This is a genomic window from Flavobacterium resistens (assembly GCF_900182645.1).
In the GTDB taxonomy this organism is placed as follows: Bacteria; Bacteroidota; Bacteroidia; order Flavobacteriales; family Flavobacteriaceae; genus Flavobacterium; species Flavobacterium resistens.
Genome location: NZ_FXTA01000001.1, coordinates 72,356 through 88,039, shown reverse-complemented (window position 1 = coordinate 88,039; position 15,684 = coordinate 72,356). Strand labels below are relative to the sequence as shown.

The following is a 15,684-nucleotide window of genomic DNA, read 5'->3' as shown; positions in this document are numbered from 1 at the left end:
TATGAAGAAAGCAGGATTGATTATATGTTTGTTGTTACTTATTGGATGCAAATCAAAAACAGTTAGTAGAGATACTGATGATTTGAAAATTAAGAAAATTGCAGTTTCAGAAATTAATTCGAACCAGCAAAAAAAAGCGTACGAATTAGGCAAACGCGTATTGGAAACCTGCAATACTTCTAAATTTAAACCATTTAATGAAACAGAAGTCACCAAATCAGTTATGGAAAACACGACTGAGGAACGACTGACTAAAACCTGTACAAGATTTAGACAGTATTATGGTAGTTTTATTGATTTGAAATTAGACGGCGTTTATAAAACCAAGCAAGAAGTTATTTATCGCTATCATGCTTTGTACTCCAAAAAAGTAGCCAACAAAGAACTTAGGATTTTTGTTGATGAAAACAATTTGATTTCGGCCATAAAATCAATGGATTGGGATGAAAAATTTGATGCTAAAATAAACGAATAATAAAGGAAATATATGAATTTAAAATTACCGCTTTTTTTATTGCTTTTAATGGCAAGCTTTGCCAATGCTCAGGAAACTATCAGTATAAAAGGCTCAAAACCTTATCCAGCAACACAGAATTATATTTTTATTTGCGAAAAATATGCTTTCTCCGGTGAAACTAATGTTCAGGTTGCAAAAACAGAAAAAGGAGGTGTTTTAAAATTAACTATTAATACAGCAAATGATCAGGCCCGAATTTCTGGTGGCGTTTATGTTGACTTGGCGAATGGCGATGTAATCCCTTGTGTAGACAAAAATGTAAAAGAAAGCGCCGACGGAAAAACAACTGCCTATTACTACTTCACTCCGGCAGAAATGATCAAACTAAAAAAAACAGATATCCAAGCAATCCGCTTTATAATTACAGGTGGCTCGAATTCCTTTGGCAATCAAACTGGATATTTTACAGCTGTTAACAAAAGCTCTTATTTTTCAACGGCCTACGATAAATCGAAAAAGACTTTCGATACTGCTAAAGAAATTAGCGTTTTATAAAGAAAAGACTTAAAATAATAAATCTTATATTTATACTTTAATTAAAATCTACATGAACGCCAACGAAAACTTAATTGCAAAATTCTATACCGCTTTTGCAAACGCCGATGCCAAAACAATGAGCGAATGCTATCATCCAAAAGTTCATTTTATTGATCCTGCTTTCGGATTATTAAAGGAAGAGCAGGTTTCAAAAATGTGGGAAATGCTACTTTTAAAAAGTAAAGGCAATATTAAAATTGAATTTTCAAATATCAAAGCCGATGATTTTTCAGGATCTGCGCGATGGGTAGCAACTTATAATTTTAGTAAAACCAATAGAAAAGTGGTAAACAGCATTTTTGCAGAGTTTGTATTTCAAGACGGACTTATTATTAAACATACTGATAATTTCGACGTGTGGAAATGGTCTAAACAAGCCTTTGGTATTACTGGACTTTTATTAGGTTGGACAGGATTTTTTCATAAAAAAATTCAAGAGCAGGCTTTGCTATCGCTAAAAAAGTTTCAGCAAGCCAAATAATCTTCTTAAACTGAATATTCAAAATTCAGATTAACTGGATATTAATAAAGTTTCTAAAATTTCAGAAACTGCGATCAGATAAAGATTTTAATTATTTTGTTGCCATTTATTATAAAGTTAATCAGGTTATAATTTTGAATAATCATGAAAGAAATTGTACACAAAAAATTAAATCAATTACAGGCAACAGCCATTTGTGGCAACGACATTAGTTCTTCTTGTCTGTATGTTTCAGCGCTTACGATTTTATATGCCGGACAATACGCTTGGATTTCTCTACTAATTGTAGCAGTTGTTTTATTTTTGTTCCGAAAAATTTATGGTGAAGTCGTTGGTGCAATTCCTTTAAACGGTGGCGCTTACAACGTATTATTAAATACTTCAACAAAACGATTGGCATCAGTTGCCGCAACATTGACTGTTTTATCGTATATGGCAACTGCCGTAATTTCAGCTTCAGAAGGAATGCATTACTTGCACGGGATTTTTGAAGGACTAAATATTACCATTGCAACTGTTGTTATCTTAATTATATTTACTTGTCTGGCAATTTTAGGAATTGGCGAATCGGCGTTTGTTGCGGTCATCATTTTTGTTACTCATATTACGACTTTGACATTGCTAGTTCTCGCATCCGTTTGGTTTTTGCTTTATAATGGACTGGAAACTTTCCATGTAAATTGGCAAACTCCTCTTGCAACAGGAAGTATAAAAACAGCACTTTTTCTAGGATTTTCTGCCGCAATGCTTGGAATTTCAGGTTTTGAAAGTTCAGCCAATTTTGTAGAAGAACAAGAACAGGGAATTTTTCCGAAAACGCTTCGTAATATGTGGGCAATTGTCAGTTTCTTCAATCCAGTAATTGCCATTTTATTGATTAGTGTAATTCCGCTAACTGAAGTTGGCGAAAACAAAGAATCACTTTTGGCACATTTGGGAGAAACAACCGGCGGTTCGTGGTTAGCTTGGTTAATTTCTATCGACGCTGTTTTAGTTTTATGCGGAGCCGTATTAACCTCATTTGTAGGTGTTTCAGGGTTATTAAACCGAATGACATTAGACCGAATTCTACCAAATTATTTCCTAAAACAGAACAAAAGAGGTTCTCATTACCGAATCGTAATTAGCTTTTTAATTCTTTGTATTTCAGTACTTTTCGCTACAAAAGGGCATTTAGAATCACTGGCTGGAGTTTATACTTTTTCATTCTTAGCAGTAATGGCACTCTTCGGAATCGGGAATTTATTATTGAAATTCAAACGTCGAAAACTTCCTAGACCTGAGCGCGCACGTGGAATTGCAGTGGTAACAGCGGTTATTTTTGTGATTGCGGCCTTTATCGGAAACATGGAATTAAACATTAATTCGTTTTATACCTTTTTAAAATATATGATTCCGTCGTTACTTTTTATCGGAATCATGCTCAATCGCGTAATTCTGATTAAACTTTTAATCGAAGCGCTTGAATATTTTTATCAGCCATTGCGGCGTATGGTAATTTTGAGCAATCGTTATCTCCAAAATTTAAGCTTAAAGATTAATTCACAGGAATTTGTTTTTTTTACTAAAGGCGATGATATCGCAATTTTGAACAAAGTTTTGCAATATGTTGAAAATAACGAAACAACCAAAAAACTTAAAATTGTTCATGTAAAAAAAGACGAAGAAAGCAATAATGCTTTGAAAAAAGATCTTGAAGTTTTAGACCGAGCGTACGACGATATCGACATCGAATATCTGGAAATAAAAGGAGAATTTGGCCCCGAAATGATTGATGAACTTTCTAAAAAATGGAATATCCCGAAAAATTTTATGTTCATTGCCTCGCCTGGAAATAAATTTTCGTACCGAGTTTCAGATCTCGGCGGTGTCCGATTGATAATGTAATCATAATTTTAAGGAGCAGAAAAATCTATTTTCAATTCATGCGTAGTCCCGCTATCCGTTACAATCTTTTGTACTTCCCGATAGCCATCGGGACTAGTACAAAAGGATTTTCACTTCTATCGGGGCTAAACGAGAAATTTCATTTTCACGAGAAACAACAAACTCATTTATACAATAAAACCCGACAGGTTTTAAAAAACTATCGGGTTTACTTTATTAAACTTTGTCGACTTTGCAATCAAAAAATCTTAAGATTTAAACCAACTTTCTACTAATTCATCTTCAAACGAAGTCGCATTTTTATGAATAAATTCGTTTGTATTTTTATTATAAGAATAATCCAAAGCCCAATTCTCATGGTTTTCAGCTAATTCTTTAATGCTTTTGCATACATAAGCAATTTCTTCATCAGTCGTTGTCGGATGAATTGACATTCTGATCCATCCTGGTTTTTTAATCAAATCACCAATCGTAATTTCATTAACCAATTTGTTAGAAGTTTCCTGATCAACATGCAATAAAAAATGCCCATAAGTTCCAGCACAGCTACATCCTCCACGAGTTTGAATTCCGAAACGATCATTCAACAATTTTACGCCTAAATTAAAATGAAGATTTTCAATAAAAAATGAAACTACACCTAGCCTGTCTTTATGCTGTCCAGCTAAAATTTTGATATTTTCAACTGGCTCCAATTGGCTAAAAACATAATCAACAATTTCATGTTCGCGTTGCAAAATATTTTCAATTCCCATTTCTTCCTTCAGTTCAATTGCAAGAGCTATTTTTATAACTTGCAAAAATCCCGGAGTTCCACCGTCTTCACGATCTTCGATGTTATCAATATATTTATGTTCACCCCAAGGATTTGTCCAGCTTACAGTTCCTCCACCCGGACAATCAGGAATCATATTGTTGTATAATTTTTTGTTGAAAATCAAAACACCAGAAGTTCCAGGTCCGCCCAAAAATTTATGAGGTGAAAAGAAAACTGCATCTAAATACGCCTCAGAATCTGCAGGATGCATATCAATTTCTACATAAGGCCCTGAGCAAGCAAAATCTACAAAACACACACCATGATATTGGTGCATCAATTTTGCAGCTTCATGAAAAGGAGTTTTTAATCCCGTTACATTCGAGCATGAAGTAATCGAAGCAATTTTAATTGTTCTTTCTTTATATTTTTCTAAAAGTTGTTCTAAATGCTCAAGACTGAAAAGCCCTTTTTCGCAAGACGGAATAATTTCAACATCGGCAATTGTCTCTAACCAAGAAGTTTGATTAGAGTGATGTTCCATATGCGAAATAAAAACAATCGGTTTTTTCTCTGCAGGAACAGTCGTACAACTTTTAAGATTTTCTGGAATCTTCAATCCTAAAATACGCTGAAATTTATTGATAACGCCAGTCATTCCAGTTCCATCGGTAATTAAAACATCATCCTGATTAGCATTTGCATGACGCTTGATAATATGTCTGGCATGATGATATGCTTTTGTCATGGCAGTACCTGACACAGTAGTTTCAGTATGTGTATTCGCAACAAAAGGCCCAAATTGGTTCAAAAGTTTCTCTTCTATAGGGCGATATAGCCTTCCGCTGGCAGTCCAATCCGTATAAATGATTTGTTTTTTGCCATAAGGCGAAGTAAATTCTTGATTTATGCCAACAATATTTTTACGAAAATCCTGAAAATAAGTTTCTAGAGTGATGGTACTATTTTTGCTATTCATTACAGTGAGAGTTTGAATGCAAATATAAAGGCTTTTTTATAAAATTGCGAATTTATCAATTGTAAACTTCAAATATTACATAACCGTTTAGTATATTTAACTAAATACACATTATTTTAGTAATTTATCATAATATTCTATCGGATTAATGGGGCAATAGAAACTTAAACAATACAAATTCTATGGAAAATTTAGCAACAGCCACTTTTGGTGGAGGATGTTTTTGGTGTATTGAAGCTGTGATTCAGCGATTAAATGGAGTAAAATCTTTAAAATCAGGATATTCTGGTGGTTTTATTAAGAATCCACCCTATCGAGAAGTATGTACTGGCAGAACCGGACATGCTGAAGTAATACAAGTCACTTTTGATCCTGACATAATTTCATATCACGATTTGATTTTTATATTTATGACAAGCCACGATCCTACAACGCTGAATCGTCAAGGTGCAGATGTTGGAACTCAATATCGCTCAATTGTCTTGTATCATGATTTGGAACAAAAAGAAATTGCAGAAAAAGTTTTTCAGGAAGTAAAACCTTTTTATGAAGATCCAATTGTAACTGAATTGACTTCTTTTGAAGTATTTTATGAAGCCGAAGAAGATCATCAAAACTATTACAACAATAATCAGGATGCACGTTACTGTCAGATTGTAATTGATCCAAAAGTGCAGAAACTGAAAAAAATGTACGCCGACAGATTAATTTAATTTTTAGTTACAGATTATTAGGATTTCTCATTTTAAAACTAAATCACTTTAATCCTTGCAATCTGTAGCAAAATAAAACAACAATGAAAAATCTTAAAATAAATAATCGATTTACAACCGAATTACCTGCAGATCCTGATTTAACAAATGAAGTTCGTCAGGTAAAAAACACTTTGTTTTCGTTTGTAAATCCAACAAAACCTTCAAATCCAAAACTGATTCATGCTTCAAAAGAAGTAACTGAATTGGTTGGAATTTCTGAAGATGAAATTCAGTCTGAAAGCTTTTTAAATGTATTTTCGGGAAAAGAAATTCTTCCTGAAACACAGCCATTTGCGATGTGCTACGCAGGGCATCAATTTGGAAATTGGGCTGGGCAATTGGGCGACGGTCGCGCTATCAATTTGACTGAAATTGAAAACAACAATCAGTTTTACACACTTCAATTAAAAGGTGCCGGAAAAACGCCATATTCCAGAACTGCTGATGGTTTAGCTGTTTTGCGTTCTTCAATAAGAGAATATTTATGTGCCGAAGCAATGTACAATCTTGGCGTTCCCACTACCCGATCGCTTTCTCTGATTCTATCAGGAGATCAGGTTTTGCGCGATATTTTGTATAACGGAAATCCTGCGTATGAAAAAGGCGCTGTCGTTTGTCGCGTTGCGCCATCTTTTATTCGATTTGGAAGTTTTGAAATGCTTACAGCTCGAAATGAGTTGAAAAATTTAAAACAGTTTGTAGAATTTACAATCAAACATTATTTCCCGGAAATAACTGGTGAGCCAAAAGAACAATATTTACAATTTTTCAAAAAAGTTGCCGATACAACGCGTGAAATGATTTTACACTGGCAACGTGTAGGTTTTGTACACGGCGTAATGAACACAGACAACATGTCAATTCACGGAATCACGATTGATTACGGTCCTTACGGCTGGCTTGAAAATTATGATCCAAACTGGACACCAAATACAACCGACAGTCAAAACAGAAGATATCGTTTTGGCAATCAACCTGGCGTTGCACAATGGAATTTGTTTCAGTTAGCCAACGCACTTTATCCGTTGATTAATGAAGCAGCACCATTAGAAAAAATATTGGAATCATTTATAAATGATTTTAATTCTGATTATAAAACAATGTTTTTAAGTAAATTAGGGTTATTTACTTCAATAGAAAGTGATGATCAGTTAATTACAGATTTAGAAAATATTTTGCAATTGACCGAAACTGATATGACGATATTTTTTAGAAATTTAAATTCTGTTGTGAAATCAGATTTTGCTCCAGAAGCAATTGAAAAAATTAAATATTCATTTTATAAACCAGAAGAAGTTTCGGGAGAAATTTCGGAAATCTGGGCAAAATGGTTTTCTGATTATTTGGAAAGATTGAAAGCAGAAACATTTTCAGATGAAGAGCGTTCTCAAAAAATGAATTTAATTAATCCGAAATATGTACTTCGAAATTATATGGCACAACTTGCCATTGATGCCGCTGAAAAAGAGGATTATTCATTAATTGATGAATTTTATACTCTTTTACAAAAACCATATGATGAACAACCAGAACATGAAAAATGGTTTGCAAAACGTCCAGATTGGGCTAGATCTAAAGTAGGTTGTTCAATGCTTTCTTGTAGTTCTTAAGTTTTTGTAAGTCACAAATTTCCAATAAATTATTTTATTAGTTTGTCACATTGAGCGAAGTCGAAATGTTTTATGAAGTTCTCGACTCCGCTCAAACTGACAAACTTTTTTATTTTGAAGTAATGTGATCCACAATCATTTTAGCATGAATTCTTGAATTTTCAATAAACCATTTGTGCGTCTGCATTCCGCCACAAACAACGCCTGCAAGAAATAATCCTTCAACATTCGTTTCCATCGTTTCTGAATTATACGTTGGAATTTTTAGTTCATCGTCTGAGAGCTGAATCCCAATATTTTCAAGAAAATTCAAATCGGGTTTGTAACCGGTTAATGCCAAAACAAAGTCATTTTCGATTGTCACTTTTCCTTCTGGAGTTTCAATTTCAACTTCGTTTTCTTTTATTTCAGTAATATTCGATGCAAAATAAGCTTTGATGCTTCCTTCTGCAATTCGATTTTCAATATCGGGTTTAACCCAATATTTCACTCTGCTGTTGATTTCATTTTTTCGAATGACCATTGTTACATTTGCACCTTTACGCCAACATTCCAATGCCGCATCAACAGATGAATTATTAGCGCCAACTACCAAAACATTTCTAAAAGCGTATTCATGCGCTTCTTTGTAATAATGACGAACTTTTGGCAACTCCTCTCCTTTTACATTCATTGTAATTGGAATATCATAAAATCCTGTCGCAATAATTACATAATTAGATTTATAAGAATTCTTGTTTGTTGTAATTTCAAAAACAGCATTTTCATTTTTGCGAATCTCGGTTACTTCTTCGAACAGATTAATTGTAAAATTGAAATAACGATGAATATTTCTGTAATATTCCAAAGCTTCCTGACGACCTGGTTTCGGCGCAAGACAATTGAACGGAATGTCACCAATTTCTAATCTTTCAGCGGTTGAAAAAAACGTCATATAAAGCGGATAATTAAAAATACTATTTACAATTGCACCTTTTTCAATAATCAAATATCGTAAGTTTTCCTTTTGAGCTTCAATTGCGCAAGCAAGTCCGATTGGGCCACCTCCAACAATAATCAAATCATAATCTGTCATAAATAAATTATTTTTCCCAGTCTTTAAATGGATTTTTGCTCAAATAAGCATTGTAATATCTTTCATCATTGGTAACTTCTTCTCCCAGCCAATCTGGTTTTTCGTAAACCTCTGTCTCTGATTTTAGTTCGATTTCGGCCATAATCAAGCCTTCGTTTTCACCATAAAATTCATCAACTTCAAAAACATGGTCTCCAGATTTAATTTCGAAACGAGTTTTTTCGATTTTTCCCTTTTCGCATAATTTCAACAATTCCTGTGCTTCTTCCAGCGGAATTTCATTTTCCCACTCAAAACGAGTCATTCCTCCTTGATGTCCAATACCTTTTATTGTCAAAAATCCTCTTTCTCCTTTAATTCGCACACGAACTGTTCTTTCAGGAATTGAACTTAAATAACCCTGAGCAATTTTATTTTGAGTAAAAGCCTGTTCTTTAAAATCTTCCGATTTCACAAGAAACTTTCTTTCAATTTCAACCATTTTGATTCTTCAATTAATTTTACTGCAAGTTACTCAATTTAATTCAGTCCGAAATTGCAATAAGAAAGTATTAGCGTGTTTTTCATTTAACCAAAATCAAAACATACCCAGCAAATTAACTGATTGTTAATATATTACGCTTTTATTTTTTGCTAAATTTGATAGACCCTAATACTGTTGTTGATTTATCAAATACTTTGATTTTTCAGACGTTTCTAAAACTTCTTAAAAAAGTTTAAGCAGATAAATTCCGACGGCCAATCTAATCATTTTAAAAATAACAGATCATGGATATAATGTGTTTTATAATACCGGCATTAGTAGGTTTGATCTTTGGGATTTTCGGTTACCTACTGGGGAAAATGAGCTCAAAAAAAGATGTTTTGCTCGCCGTATCTTTGCAAGAAGATTTAGATGTATGTAAGTCCACGGTGAAGAATTTAAATCAAAAAATAAATGCTCTTGATGTTGAATTAGCTTCAAAAACAAAAAATAACCCCGCACCACAATCATCTATATCACAATTTATATTTGACAAAGAAATCGCTTTAAATATTTTAGGTAAAAAAGTAAAAGAAAATGACTTGAAAATTGTTGAAGGAATTGGCCCTAAAATCGAAGCTTTATTTAATGAAGCAGGAATTGCGACATGGCAAGATTTATCAAAAGCATCTACTGAAAAACTGCAGAATATTCTAGACGCAGCAGGCGAAAATTTTGCCATGCACAATCCAAGTACCTGGCCCAAACAAGCATTAATGGCTCATCAAGGAAAATGGCAAGAACTCAAAGACTGGCAAGCTAATTTGTTGGGAGGAAAAGAGTGAAAAAAAGTAACAAAGCGGCAAAGTAACAAAGGGACAAAGGTTTTATTTCTTTGCAACTTTGTTACTTTGTATCTATTTCAAAAAAATCCCATTTTTTTGAAACATTATACCATAATTGTCCTTTAGAAACTTCTAACGGACAATCAAAATTATTGGTGTAAAGCGCTCCAGTTCCTAATCCCTGAGGCATTTTTGAATTTTGCAGGAATGTCCATTGCGCGATGGCATTTAGACCAATATTACTTTCTAACGCTGATGTGATCCACCAACCAATTCCGTATTTATCTGCTAAATCAATCCATTCTTTTGTTCCTCTGAAACCTCCGATAAAACTTGGTTTCAAAATGATGTATTGCGGTTTGATTTCCTGCAATAGCTTCTCTTTATCTTCAAATGAAAATACACCTATCAATTCTTCATCTAATGCAATTGGAAATGGTGTTGCTTTGCATAAATCATGCATTGCTTGAATGTTACCTTTTTTAATAGGTTGTTCAATACTATGTAATTGAAATTCTTTTAGTTGATTTAGTTTATCTAAAGCTTCATTTAATGAGAAAGCTCCATTTGCATCAACTCTAATTTCTATTTGTTCAGCTGAAAAATGAGTTCTAATGAATTGCAATAAATCTAATTCTCGTTGAAAATCTATTGCGCCAATTTTAAGTTTTATACACTTAAAACCATCAGCTAATTTGTCTTCGATTTGCTCCTTCATGAAAGACGCTTCGCCCATCCAAACTAACCCATTTATCTCAATTGATTTTAAATTATTGGTAAAATCAGAAGGAAACAATAAATGAGGATTTTCACTTTTTAAAGATAAAAAAGCCATTTCCAGTCCAAATTGAATAGAAGGAAATTCTAATAAAGCTTCCCAAAGTGCTGTTTCACCCAAATGAATATTTTGGCAAACCCACTGCAGTTTTTCTTCATAATCGTCGCGGTCATCAGCGCTTAAACCGCGCAAAATACCACACTCGCCTATTCCTTTTTTGCCATTTTCTTCTAAAATGATAAACCAGGTTTCTTTCTCGGTCATAACCCCACGCGACGTTCCAGATGGGCGTTTAAACTCGAGCATGTATTTGTGGTAAGTAGCAGTCATTTTTTTAAGGTGCTAAAAAGCTAAGGTTCTATGGTGCTGAAGCAAATGATGCTAAAAAACTTAGTATCTTAGCACCTTAGTAGCTTAGAATCTTTAATTATAAAGCTTTAGTATTTTTTCAAAATCTTTTGAGGACAGACCTGCTTTTTCGAAAATAACAAAATCTGATTTTGTTTTGTCTTTCCAACTTAAACTATCTGTCACATTTTGATCCTGATATTTTTTGTAGATCGCTTTTGCATCACTATAATTGTTGCTCACCAAATACAAATGTGCCAGGTTTAATTTGACTAATAATTCAGTATTATCTAGTTTTTCACCTTCTTGTAAAAACTTTTGTGCTTTCTCATATTGTTTTGTCAAAATATAGCAATAACCAATTGAACTGTAATCTAATGCGGTGGCTTTTCCTTCACCAATTATAGTATTTAATTTAGGAATTGCTTCATTGTATTTTTGCTGTTTGATTAATAAAGAAGCCTGTTTTCTAAGGTCGTTAAAAACATTTTTAGAAATATCAGCATCTTTATAACAAGCGTTTCCAAAGTCTTTATAAACTTTATTTTTTTCTATTGGAAGCAGTTTTTGAAATTCACTATAGCGATATTGCTTCATGATTTTATCCAAAATGCAAACGCAAAAATCATCAGAATTAGCCATTTTTTGTGCCATTGTCGATGTTTTACACAAACTGATTATTTCATTTTTGTTATCCTGATTCCAGCCACGATTTAATTTTGTATCCACCCAAGGCACAACTTCTAAAACAACTTTTTGATTTAATAGCCAGTTTTTGCTATGAAATCCAAACCAAATTGTGCTTACATTTTGCCCTAAACAAGTCGATTTATCTAGCGATAATCTTTTGGCATCCTTGCTTAAAGGTTCTTCTTGAGCATAACAAGCTTTGTCTGTTTTTCCGTCGTCAATGTATTTTTTTGCATTTTCTGCAGATGTAAATAAGGCGTAAGTACAAGTATCATCTCCTGAAATCTTGGACATTATAAATACAGCTCCAGCTGAACCCTGACTCACCCCAGTTGGATCTGGAATTGATTTTAACACAGAAACCAAACTGTTTGCCATTTGTTGATTTTCATCCAAAAGTGTGATTCTGTATACAATTTCAGTGGTTCCAACGGGAAGATCTTCTGTTTTTATTGTGATTCGGTCACGGGCAGAAACAATTATTTCTTTTGTTGTTGCGCGTTCTTTATCCCAATAACCATCTTTTTGTGCAAAAGCGCTAAAAGAAAAAGTAATTAAAAGTGATAGAATTATTTTTTTGAAAGTCATATTGAATGATTGTTTTTTGCCAAGAATTACACCAATTTCTCTACTTTTTATTTGTAGTTAATTTCATGGATAATCAATAATCTTAGTAAAAATTATGCCAAAATATTTCTTATGAAACCGAGTGCCCTAGCCCCGATAGAGGCGGTATCCTTTTTTGGGCAATTTTTCATTGCCTAAAAAAGATATAGCCGAAAGCGGGATTGGCTCCTTCTTTCGGCTATATTTAAATTGATAATTATAGTTCGATTGACTCTCCGATTCCTAACAACATCAAATCTTTTCCTTTATCGAAAAACTTTTTGATTGCTTCTTCGTGATTGATTTCGATATAGCCAAAAGTATCAAAATGATAGCCTAAAACTTTGTCGCATTCTACAAAGTCTGAAGCGATAATAGCATCTTCGACATCCATTGTGAAGTTATTTCCGATTGGAAGAATTGCCAAATCTAATTCTGTTCGCATAGGAATCAATTTCATATCCATTGTAAGGGCAGTATCTCCGGCGATGTAAATATTCTTGTGCTCACCTTCAATTACAAATCCACCCGGATTTCCTCCGTTAGTGCCGTCAGGAAAAGTACTTGAATGAATAGCATTTACATATTTAACTTTCCCAAAGTCGAATTTCCAGCTTCCGCCGTGATTCATCGGATGTGAATTAAAACCTAATTTTGCGTAATAACTTGCAATTTCTGCATTTGAAACAATAACAGCATTTGTAAGTTTTGCAATAGCCTGAACATCTAAAACGTGATCAGCGTGTGCGTGTGTAAGTAAAATATAATCGGCCTTTAAATCTCTAAGGTCGATTGCTGCAGCAGCTGGGTTTCCGGTAATAAAAGGGTCAACAATAATATGTTTTCCTCCAACTTCGATTCCTAAAGAAGCGTGTCCGTAAAATGTTATTTTCATGATCTTATTTTTTAAAATTGAACTTGGTTATCTTCCTCCAAGAAAAAGGTTAACGATAATATCTGAAATCAGTGAAATCATGCAGATTGTCAGTAATAATGAAAGCAGAAAAGTGCTTAGCGCTACTTTTTTTAATTCGGGATCTAAAAGCTTAGGGTCCTGATTTTTAGAAACAGTAATTAAATGCTTTGTTAAAGGAATATAGGCTAGTAAAAATAAGTATTGGTCAAAATTATAATCGCTCAAAATAGCAAAAACAACTACCAAAATCATAGCTGTAATAATCAATGTAAAATGGTAAATTTTAGCTTTTGCTCCACCAATTTGAACCACAATTGTGTTTTTTCCTGATTTTCTGTCTGATTCTTCATCGCGCATATTATTTAGATTTAAAACACCAACGCTAAGCAAACCAATTGAAATTGCAGGAAGAATCAACAGCGGATCAACTTCTTTGGAATACAAAAAATTAACCCCCAAAGTACTTACCAATCCGAAGAATACAAAAACAAAAACATCTCCAAATCCTTTGTAACCGTAAGCTGAATTTCCAACAGTATAACGAATTGCTGAAACAATTGCTGCAATTCCTAATAATAAAAAGAAAATCGAATACCCAAAGTTATCTTTTCCAAATGCAAAATAAATCAATATTATAGCCGATAAAAGTGTTAATAATGAAGTAATTATTATTGCTTTTTTCATGGCCTGAGGTGTAATTTTTCCGCTCTGAATAGCGCGTTGTGGCCCTACTCTGTCAGCGTTATCTGTACCTTTTACTCCATCGCCATAATCATTGGCAAAATTGGATAAAACCTGTAAACCTAATGTTGTTAAAAGTGCAAAACCAAAAATTTTCCAGCTAAATACTTCTGTCGGCGTATTAATTGTTTCTGTTGGGTTTGATAAAGCATAAATACTTCCAACGATAATTCCAGAAACTGATAAAGGCAATGTGCGCAATCTTGCGGCTTCAATCCAATGTTTCATTTATATTTTAGTTTATTTGGTTTCAAGTTTCAAGTTTCAAGTTCCGGGTTTCACGTTTTCTACAGAACATGTAACATGAAACTTGAAACCTGAAACAATTTTATTAATTTATGGCAACCATTTATTTTCGCCAAAGTTTGGTTTTCTTTTTTCTAAAAATGCGTTTCGACCTTCTTTCGCTTCTTCTGTCATGTATGCCAGACGAGTTGCTTCTCCGGCAAAAACTTGCTGGCCAACCATTCCGTCGTCTGTTAAGTTCATGGCGAATTTCAGCATTTTGATAGAAGTTGGTGATTTTTGCAGAATTTCCTGTGCCCATTCATAAGCTGTTGCTTCAAGCTCATCATGCGGAATAACAGCATTTACCATTCCCATTTCGAAAGCTTCCTGCGCTGAATAATTTCTTCCTAAAAAGAAAATTTCACGTGCTTTTTTCTGTCCTACCATTTTAGCTAAATAAGCAGATCCGTAACCGCCGTCAAAACTTGTTACATCTGCATCTGTTTGTTTAAAAATGGCATGTTCTTTACTTGCCAGCGTCATATCGCAAACAACGTGCAAACTATGTCCGCCTCCAACTGCCCAACCTGGAACTACAGCAATAACTACTTTTGGCATAAAACGAATCAAACGCTGTACTTCAAGAATATTCAAACGGTGTTGTCCATCATCTCCCACATAACCTTGATGTCCGCGTGCATTTTGGTCGCCTCCGCTGCAAAAAGAATAAACTCCATCTTTAGTTGACGGACCTTCTGCTGAAAGCAAAACGACTCCAATTGAAGTATCTTCCTGTGCATCATAAAAGGCCTGGTATAATTCTGAAGTTGTTTTTGGACGAAAAGCATTTCTCACATTTGGTCTGTTGAAAGCAATTCTGGCAACTCCATTACATTTTTTATAGGTTATATCTTCAAATTCTCTGGCAGTAATCCAATCCATTTTTATCTGTTTGTTTTAATAATTATAGTGTAAAAATAAAGCATTTTTACATTTTTACCTACTCAATTTGATTTAAGTCTTACCACAAAACAGCACTCAATGTTAACAATTGGTATTTACTTACAAAAAATAACACTTTTTAACATTAGTTTTAAAAAATAATAAGTAATTTTACACCCTAGAAATCAACGAGATACATTTTATTTTGTTGATATTAGATTGATTTTCTTTCACTGATTTATTAACCTAAAAAATGATTTTTTTGAGAAAATTTAAAAAATTTGTCGCTCATTTTTTTACGGTTCTGATTAGTAAAAAAACCTTAAATAGTGAGCAAATGATTTATGCGTTTGTTAAAACTTCAAAAAGGAGATAGTAGCACCTACGGTTAAACAATAGAATTGTTGAATGTAATTAGTATAGAAAATTGATTACGAAAAGAGGAAAAAAATACTAACTGAAACTTTCTAAAAGTTATTTTATCAAACCAAATGGATTAGCCGTGAAATCGAGATTTTGCTAATAAAAA

The 15,684-nt window shown here is 33.4% G+C and carries 15 protein-coding genes; 7 read left to right on the top strand and 8 right to left on the bottom strand.

Going from position 1 to position 15,684, the window contains the following annotated elements:
* Window position 1: 1 nt before the first annotated feature.
* The 4 genes from FN795_RS00395 (at window position 2) to FN795_RS00380 (ending at window position 3,422) form a co-directional block, all read left to right on the top strand.
* Window positions 2-475 (top strand): hypothetical protein, encoded by a 474-nt coding sequence (locus FN795_RS00395; protein WP_142448759.1) that lies wholly within the window; start codon window positions 2-4, stop codon window positions 473-475.
* A gap of 12 nt (window positions 476-487) precedes the next feature.
* Window positions 488-1,012: a hypothetical protein gene (locus tag FN795_RS00390; protein ID WP_142448758.1), complete on the top strand. Its 525-nt coding sequence runs from the start codon at window positions 488-490 to the stop codon at window positions 1,010-1,012.
* Window positions 1,013-1,064: 52 nt separating this feature from the next.
* Window positions 1,065-1,535 carry a nuclear transport factor 2 family protein gene (locus tag FN795_RS00385; protein WP_142448757.1) on the top strand — a complete coding sequence of 157 codons (471 nt, stop codon included), beginning with the start codon at window positions 1,065-1,067 and terminating at the stop codon, window positions 1,533-1,535.
* A 144-nt stretch (window positions 1,536-1,679) separates the two neighbouring features.
* A complete protein-coding gene (locus FN795_RS00380; RefSeq protein WP_142448756.1) occupies window positions 1,680-3,422 on the top strand; it encodes an APC family permease in 1,743 nt (580 codons plus the stop codon).
* Window positions 3,423-3,670: 248 nt separating this feature from the next.
* On the opposite strand, the gene FN795_RS00375 is transcribed toward FN795_RS00380, so the two are convergent.
* Window positions 3,671-5,158, bottom strand: a complete 1,488-nt coding sequence (locus FN795_RS00375; RefSeq protein ID WP_142448755.1) for an aminotransferase class V-fold PLP-dependent enzyme — start codon at window positions 5,156-5,158, stop codon at window positions 3,671-3,673.
* 182 nt (window positions 5,159-5,340) lie between these two features.
* Here FN795_RS00375 and msrA point away from each other — a divergent pair, with 182 nt between their 5' ends.
* Both msrA and FN795_RS00365 read left to right on the top strand, forming a co-directional pair.
* The gene (gene msrA / locus FN795_RS00370) at window positions 5,341-5,871 is read left to right on the top strand and encodes a peptide-methionine (S)-S-oxide reductase MsrA (RefSeq protein ID WP_142448754.1); all 531 of its coding nucleotides are present in this window, start codon (window positions 5,341-5,343) and stop codon (window positions 5,869-5,871) included.
* An 83-nt stretch (window positions 5,872-5,954) separates the two neighbouring features.
* A complete protein-coding gene (locus FN795_RS00365; protein WP_142448753.1) occupies window positions 5,955-7,523 on the top strand; it encodes a protein adenylyltransferase SelO in 1,569 nt (522 codons plus the stop codon).
* 109 nt (window positions 7,524-7,632) lie between these two features.
* On the opposite strand, the gene FN795_RS00360 is transcribed toward FN795_RS00365, so the two are convergent.
* A complete protein-coding gene (locus FN795_RS00360) occupies window positions 7,633-8,598 on the bottom strand; it encodes a YpdA family putative bacillithiol disulfide reductase (protein WP_142448752.1) in 966 nt (321 codons plus the stop codon).
* Window positions 8,599-8,605: 7 nt separating this feature from the next.
* Window positions 8,606-9,079 (bottom strand): CYTH domain-containing protein, encoded by a 474-nt coding sequence (locus FN795_RS00355; protein WP_142448751.1) that lies wholly within the window; start codon window positions 9,077-9,079, stop codon window positions 8,606-8,608.
* 287 nt (window positions 9,080-9,366) lie between these two features.
* Between FN795_RS00355 and FN795_RS00350 the strand changes: the two genes are divergently transcribed.
* The gene (locus tag FN795_RS00350; RefSeq protein ID WP_142448750.1) at window positions 9,367-9,906 is read left to right on the top strand and encodes a hypothetical protein; all 540 of its coding nucleotides are present in this window, start codon (window positions 9,367-9,369) and stop codon (window positions 9,904-9,906) included.
* 61 nt (window positions 9,907-9,967) lie between these two features.
* Here the strand turns inward: FN795_RS00350 and menC are convergent, their stop codons facing one another.
* From menC to FN795_RS00325, 5 genes are all read right to left on the bottom strand, one after another.
* Entirely contained in the window at window positions 9,968-11,014 is a 1,047-nt protein-coding gene (menC, locus tag FN795_RS00345) for an o-succinylbenzoate synthase (RefSeq protein WP_142448749.1), read from the bottom strand.
* A gap of 93 nt (window positions 11,015-11,107) precedes the next feature.
* Complete coding sequence (locus FN795_RS00340; protein ID WP_142448748.1) at window positions 11,108-12,310, bottom strand: tetratricopeptide repeat protein; 1,203 nt, start codon at window positions 12,308-12,310, stop codon at window positions 11,108-11,110.
* Window positions 12,311-12,545: 235 nt separating this feature from the next.
* Window positions 12,546-13,223, bottom strand: a complete 678-nt coding sequence (locus FN795_RS00335; RefSeq protein ID WP_035643662.1) for a metal-dependent hydrolase — start codon at window positions 13,221-13,223, stop codon at window positions 12,546-12,548.
* 27 nt (window positions 13,224-13,250) lie between these two features.
* Window positions 13,251-14,213 carry a 1,4-dihydroxy-2-naphthoate octaprenyltransferase gene (gene menA, locus FN795_RS00330; protein ID WP_035643660.1) on the bottom strand — a complete coding sequence of 321 codons (963 nt, stop codon included), beginning with the start codon at window positions 14,211-14,213 and terminating at the stop codon, window positions 13,251-13,253.
* 108 nt (window positions 14,214-14,321) lie between these two features.
* Window positions 14,322-15,155 (bottom strand): 1,4-dihydroxy-2-naphthoyl-CoA synthase, encoded by an 834-nt coding sequence (locus FN795_RS00325; RefSeq protein WP_012024845.1) that lies wholly within the window; start codon window positions 15,153-15,155, stop codon window positions 14,322-14,324.
* Window positions 15,156-15,684 lie beyond the last annotated feature (529 nt).

Excerpts from the sequence above, each read along its gene's own strand:
- FN795_RS00395 (WP_142448759.1), top strand. The coding sequence starts at position 2 with ATGAAGAAAGCAGGATTGATTATATGTTTGTTGTTACTTATTGGATGC.
- FN795_RS00390 (WP_142448758.1), top strand. The coding sequence starts at position 488 with ATGAATTTAAAATTACCGCTTTTTTTATTGCTTTTAATGGCAAGCTTT.
- FN795_RS00385 (WP_142448757.1), top strand. The coding sequence starts at position 1,065 with ATGAACGCCAACGAAAACTTAATTGCAAAATTCTATACCGCTTTTGCA.
- FN795_RS00380 (WP_142448756.1), top strand. The coding sequence starts at position 1,680 with ATGAAAGAAATTGTACACAAAAAATTAAATCAATTACAGGCAACAGCC.
- FN795_RS00375 (WP_142448755.1), bottom strand. The coding sequence starts at position 5,158 with ATGAATAGCAAAAATAGTACCATCACTCTAGAAACTTATTTTCAGGAT.
- msrA (WP_142448754.1), top strand. The coding sequence starts at position 5,341 with ATGGAAAATTTAGCAACAGCCACTTTTGGTGGAGGATGTTTTTGGTGT.
- FN795_RS00365 (WP_142448753.1), top strand. The coding sequence starts at position 5,955 with ATGAAAAATCTTAAAATAAATAATCGATTTACAACCGAATTACCTGCA.
- FN795_RS00360 (WP_142448752.1), bottom strand. The coding sequence starts at position 8,598 with ATGACAGATTATGATTTGATTATTGTTGGAGGTGGCCCAATCGGACTT.
- FN795_RS00355 (WP_142448751.1), bottom strand. The coding sequence starts at position 9,079 with ATGGTTGAAATTGAAAGAAAGTTTCTTGTGAAATCGGAAGATTTTAAA.
- FN795_RS00350 (WP_142448750.1), top strand. The coding sequence starts at position 9,367 with ATGGATATAATGTGTTTTATAATACCGGCATTAGTAGGTTTGATCTTT.
- menC (WP_142448749.1), bottom strand. The coding sequence starts at position 11,014 with ATGACTGCTACTTACCACAAATACATGCTCGAGTTTAAACGCCCATCT.
- FN795_RS00340 (WP_142448748.1), bottom strand. The coding sequence starts at position 12,310 with ATGACTTTCAAAAAAATAATTCTATCACTTTTAATTACTTTTTCTTTT.
- FN795_RS00335 (WP_035643662.1), bottom strand. The coding sequence starts at position 13,223 with ATGAAAATAACATTTTACGGACACGCTTCTTTAGGAATCGAAGTTGGA.
- menA (WP_035643660.1), bottom strand. The coding sequence starts at position 14,213 with ATGAAACATTGGATTGAAGCCGCAAGATTGCGCACATTGCCTTTATCA.
- FN795_RS00325 (WP_012024845.1), bottom strand. The coding sequence starts at position 15,155 with ATGGATTGGATTACTGCCAGAGAATTTGAAGATATAACCTATAAAAAA.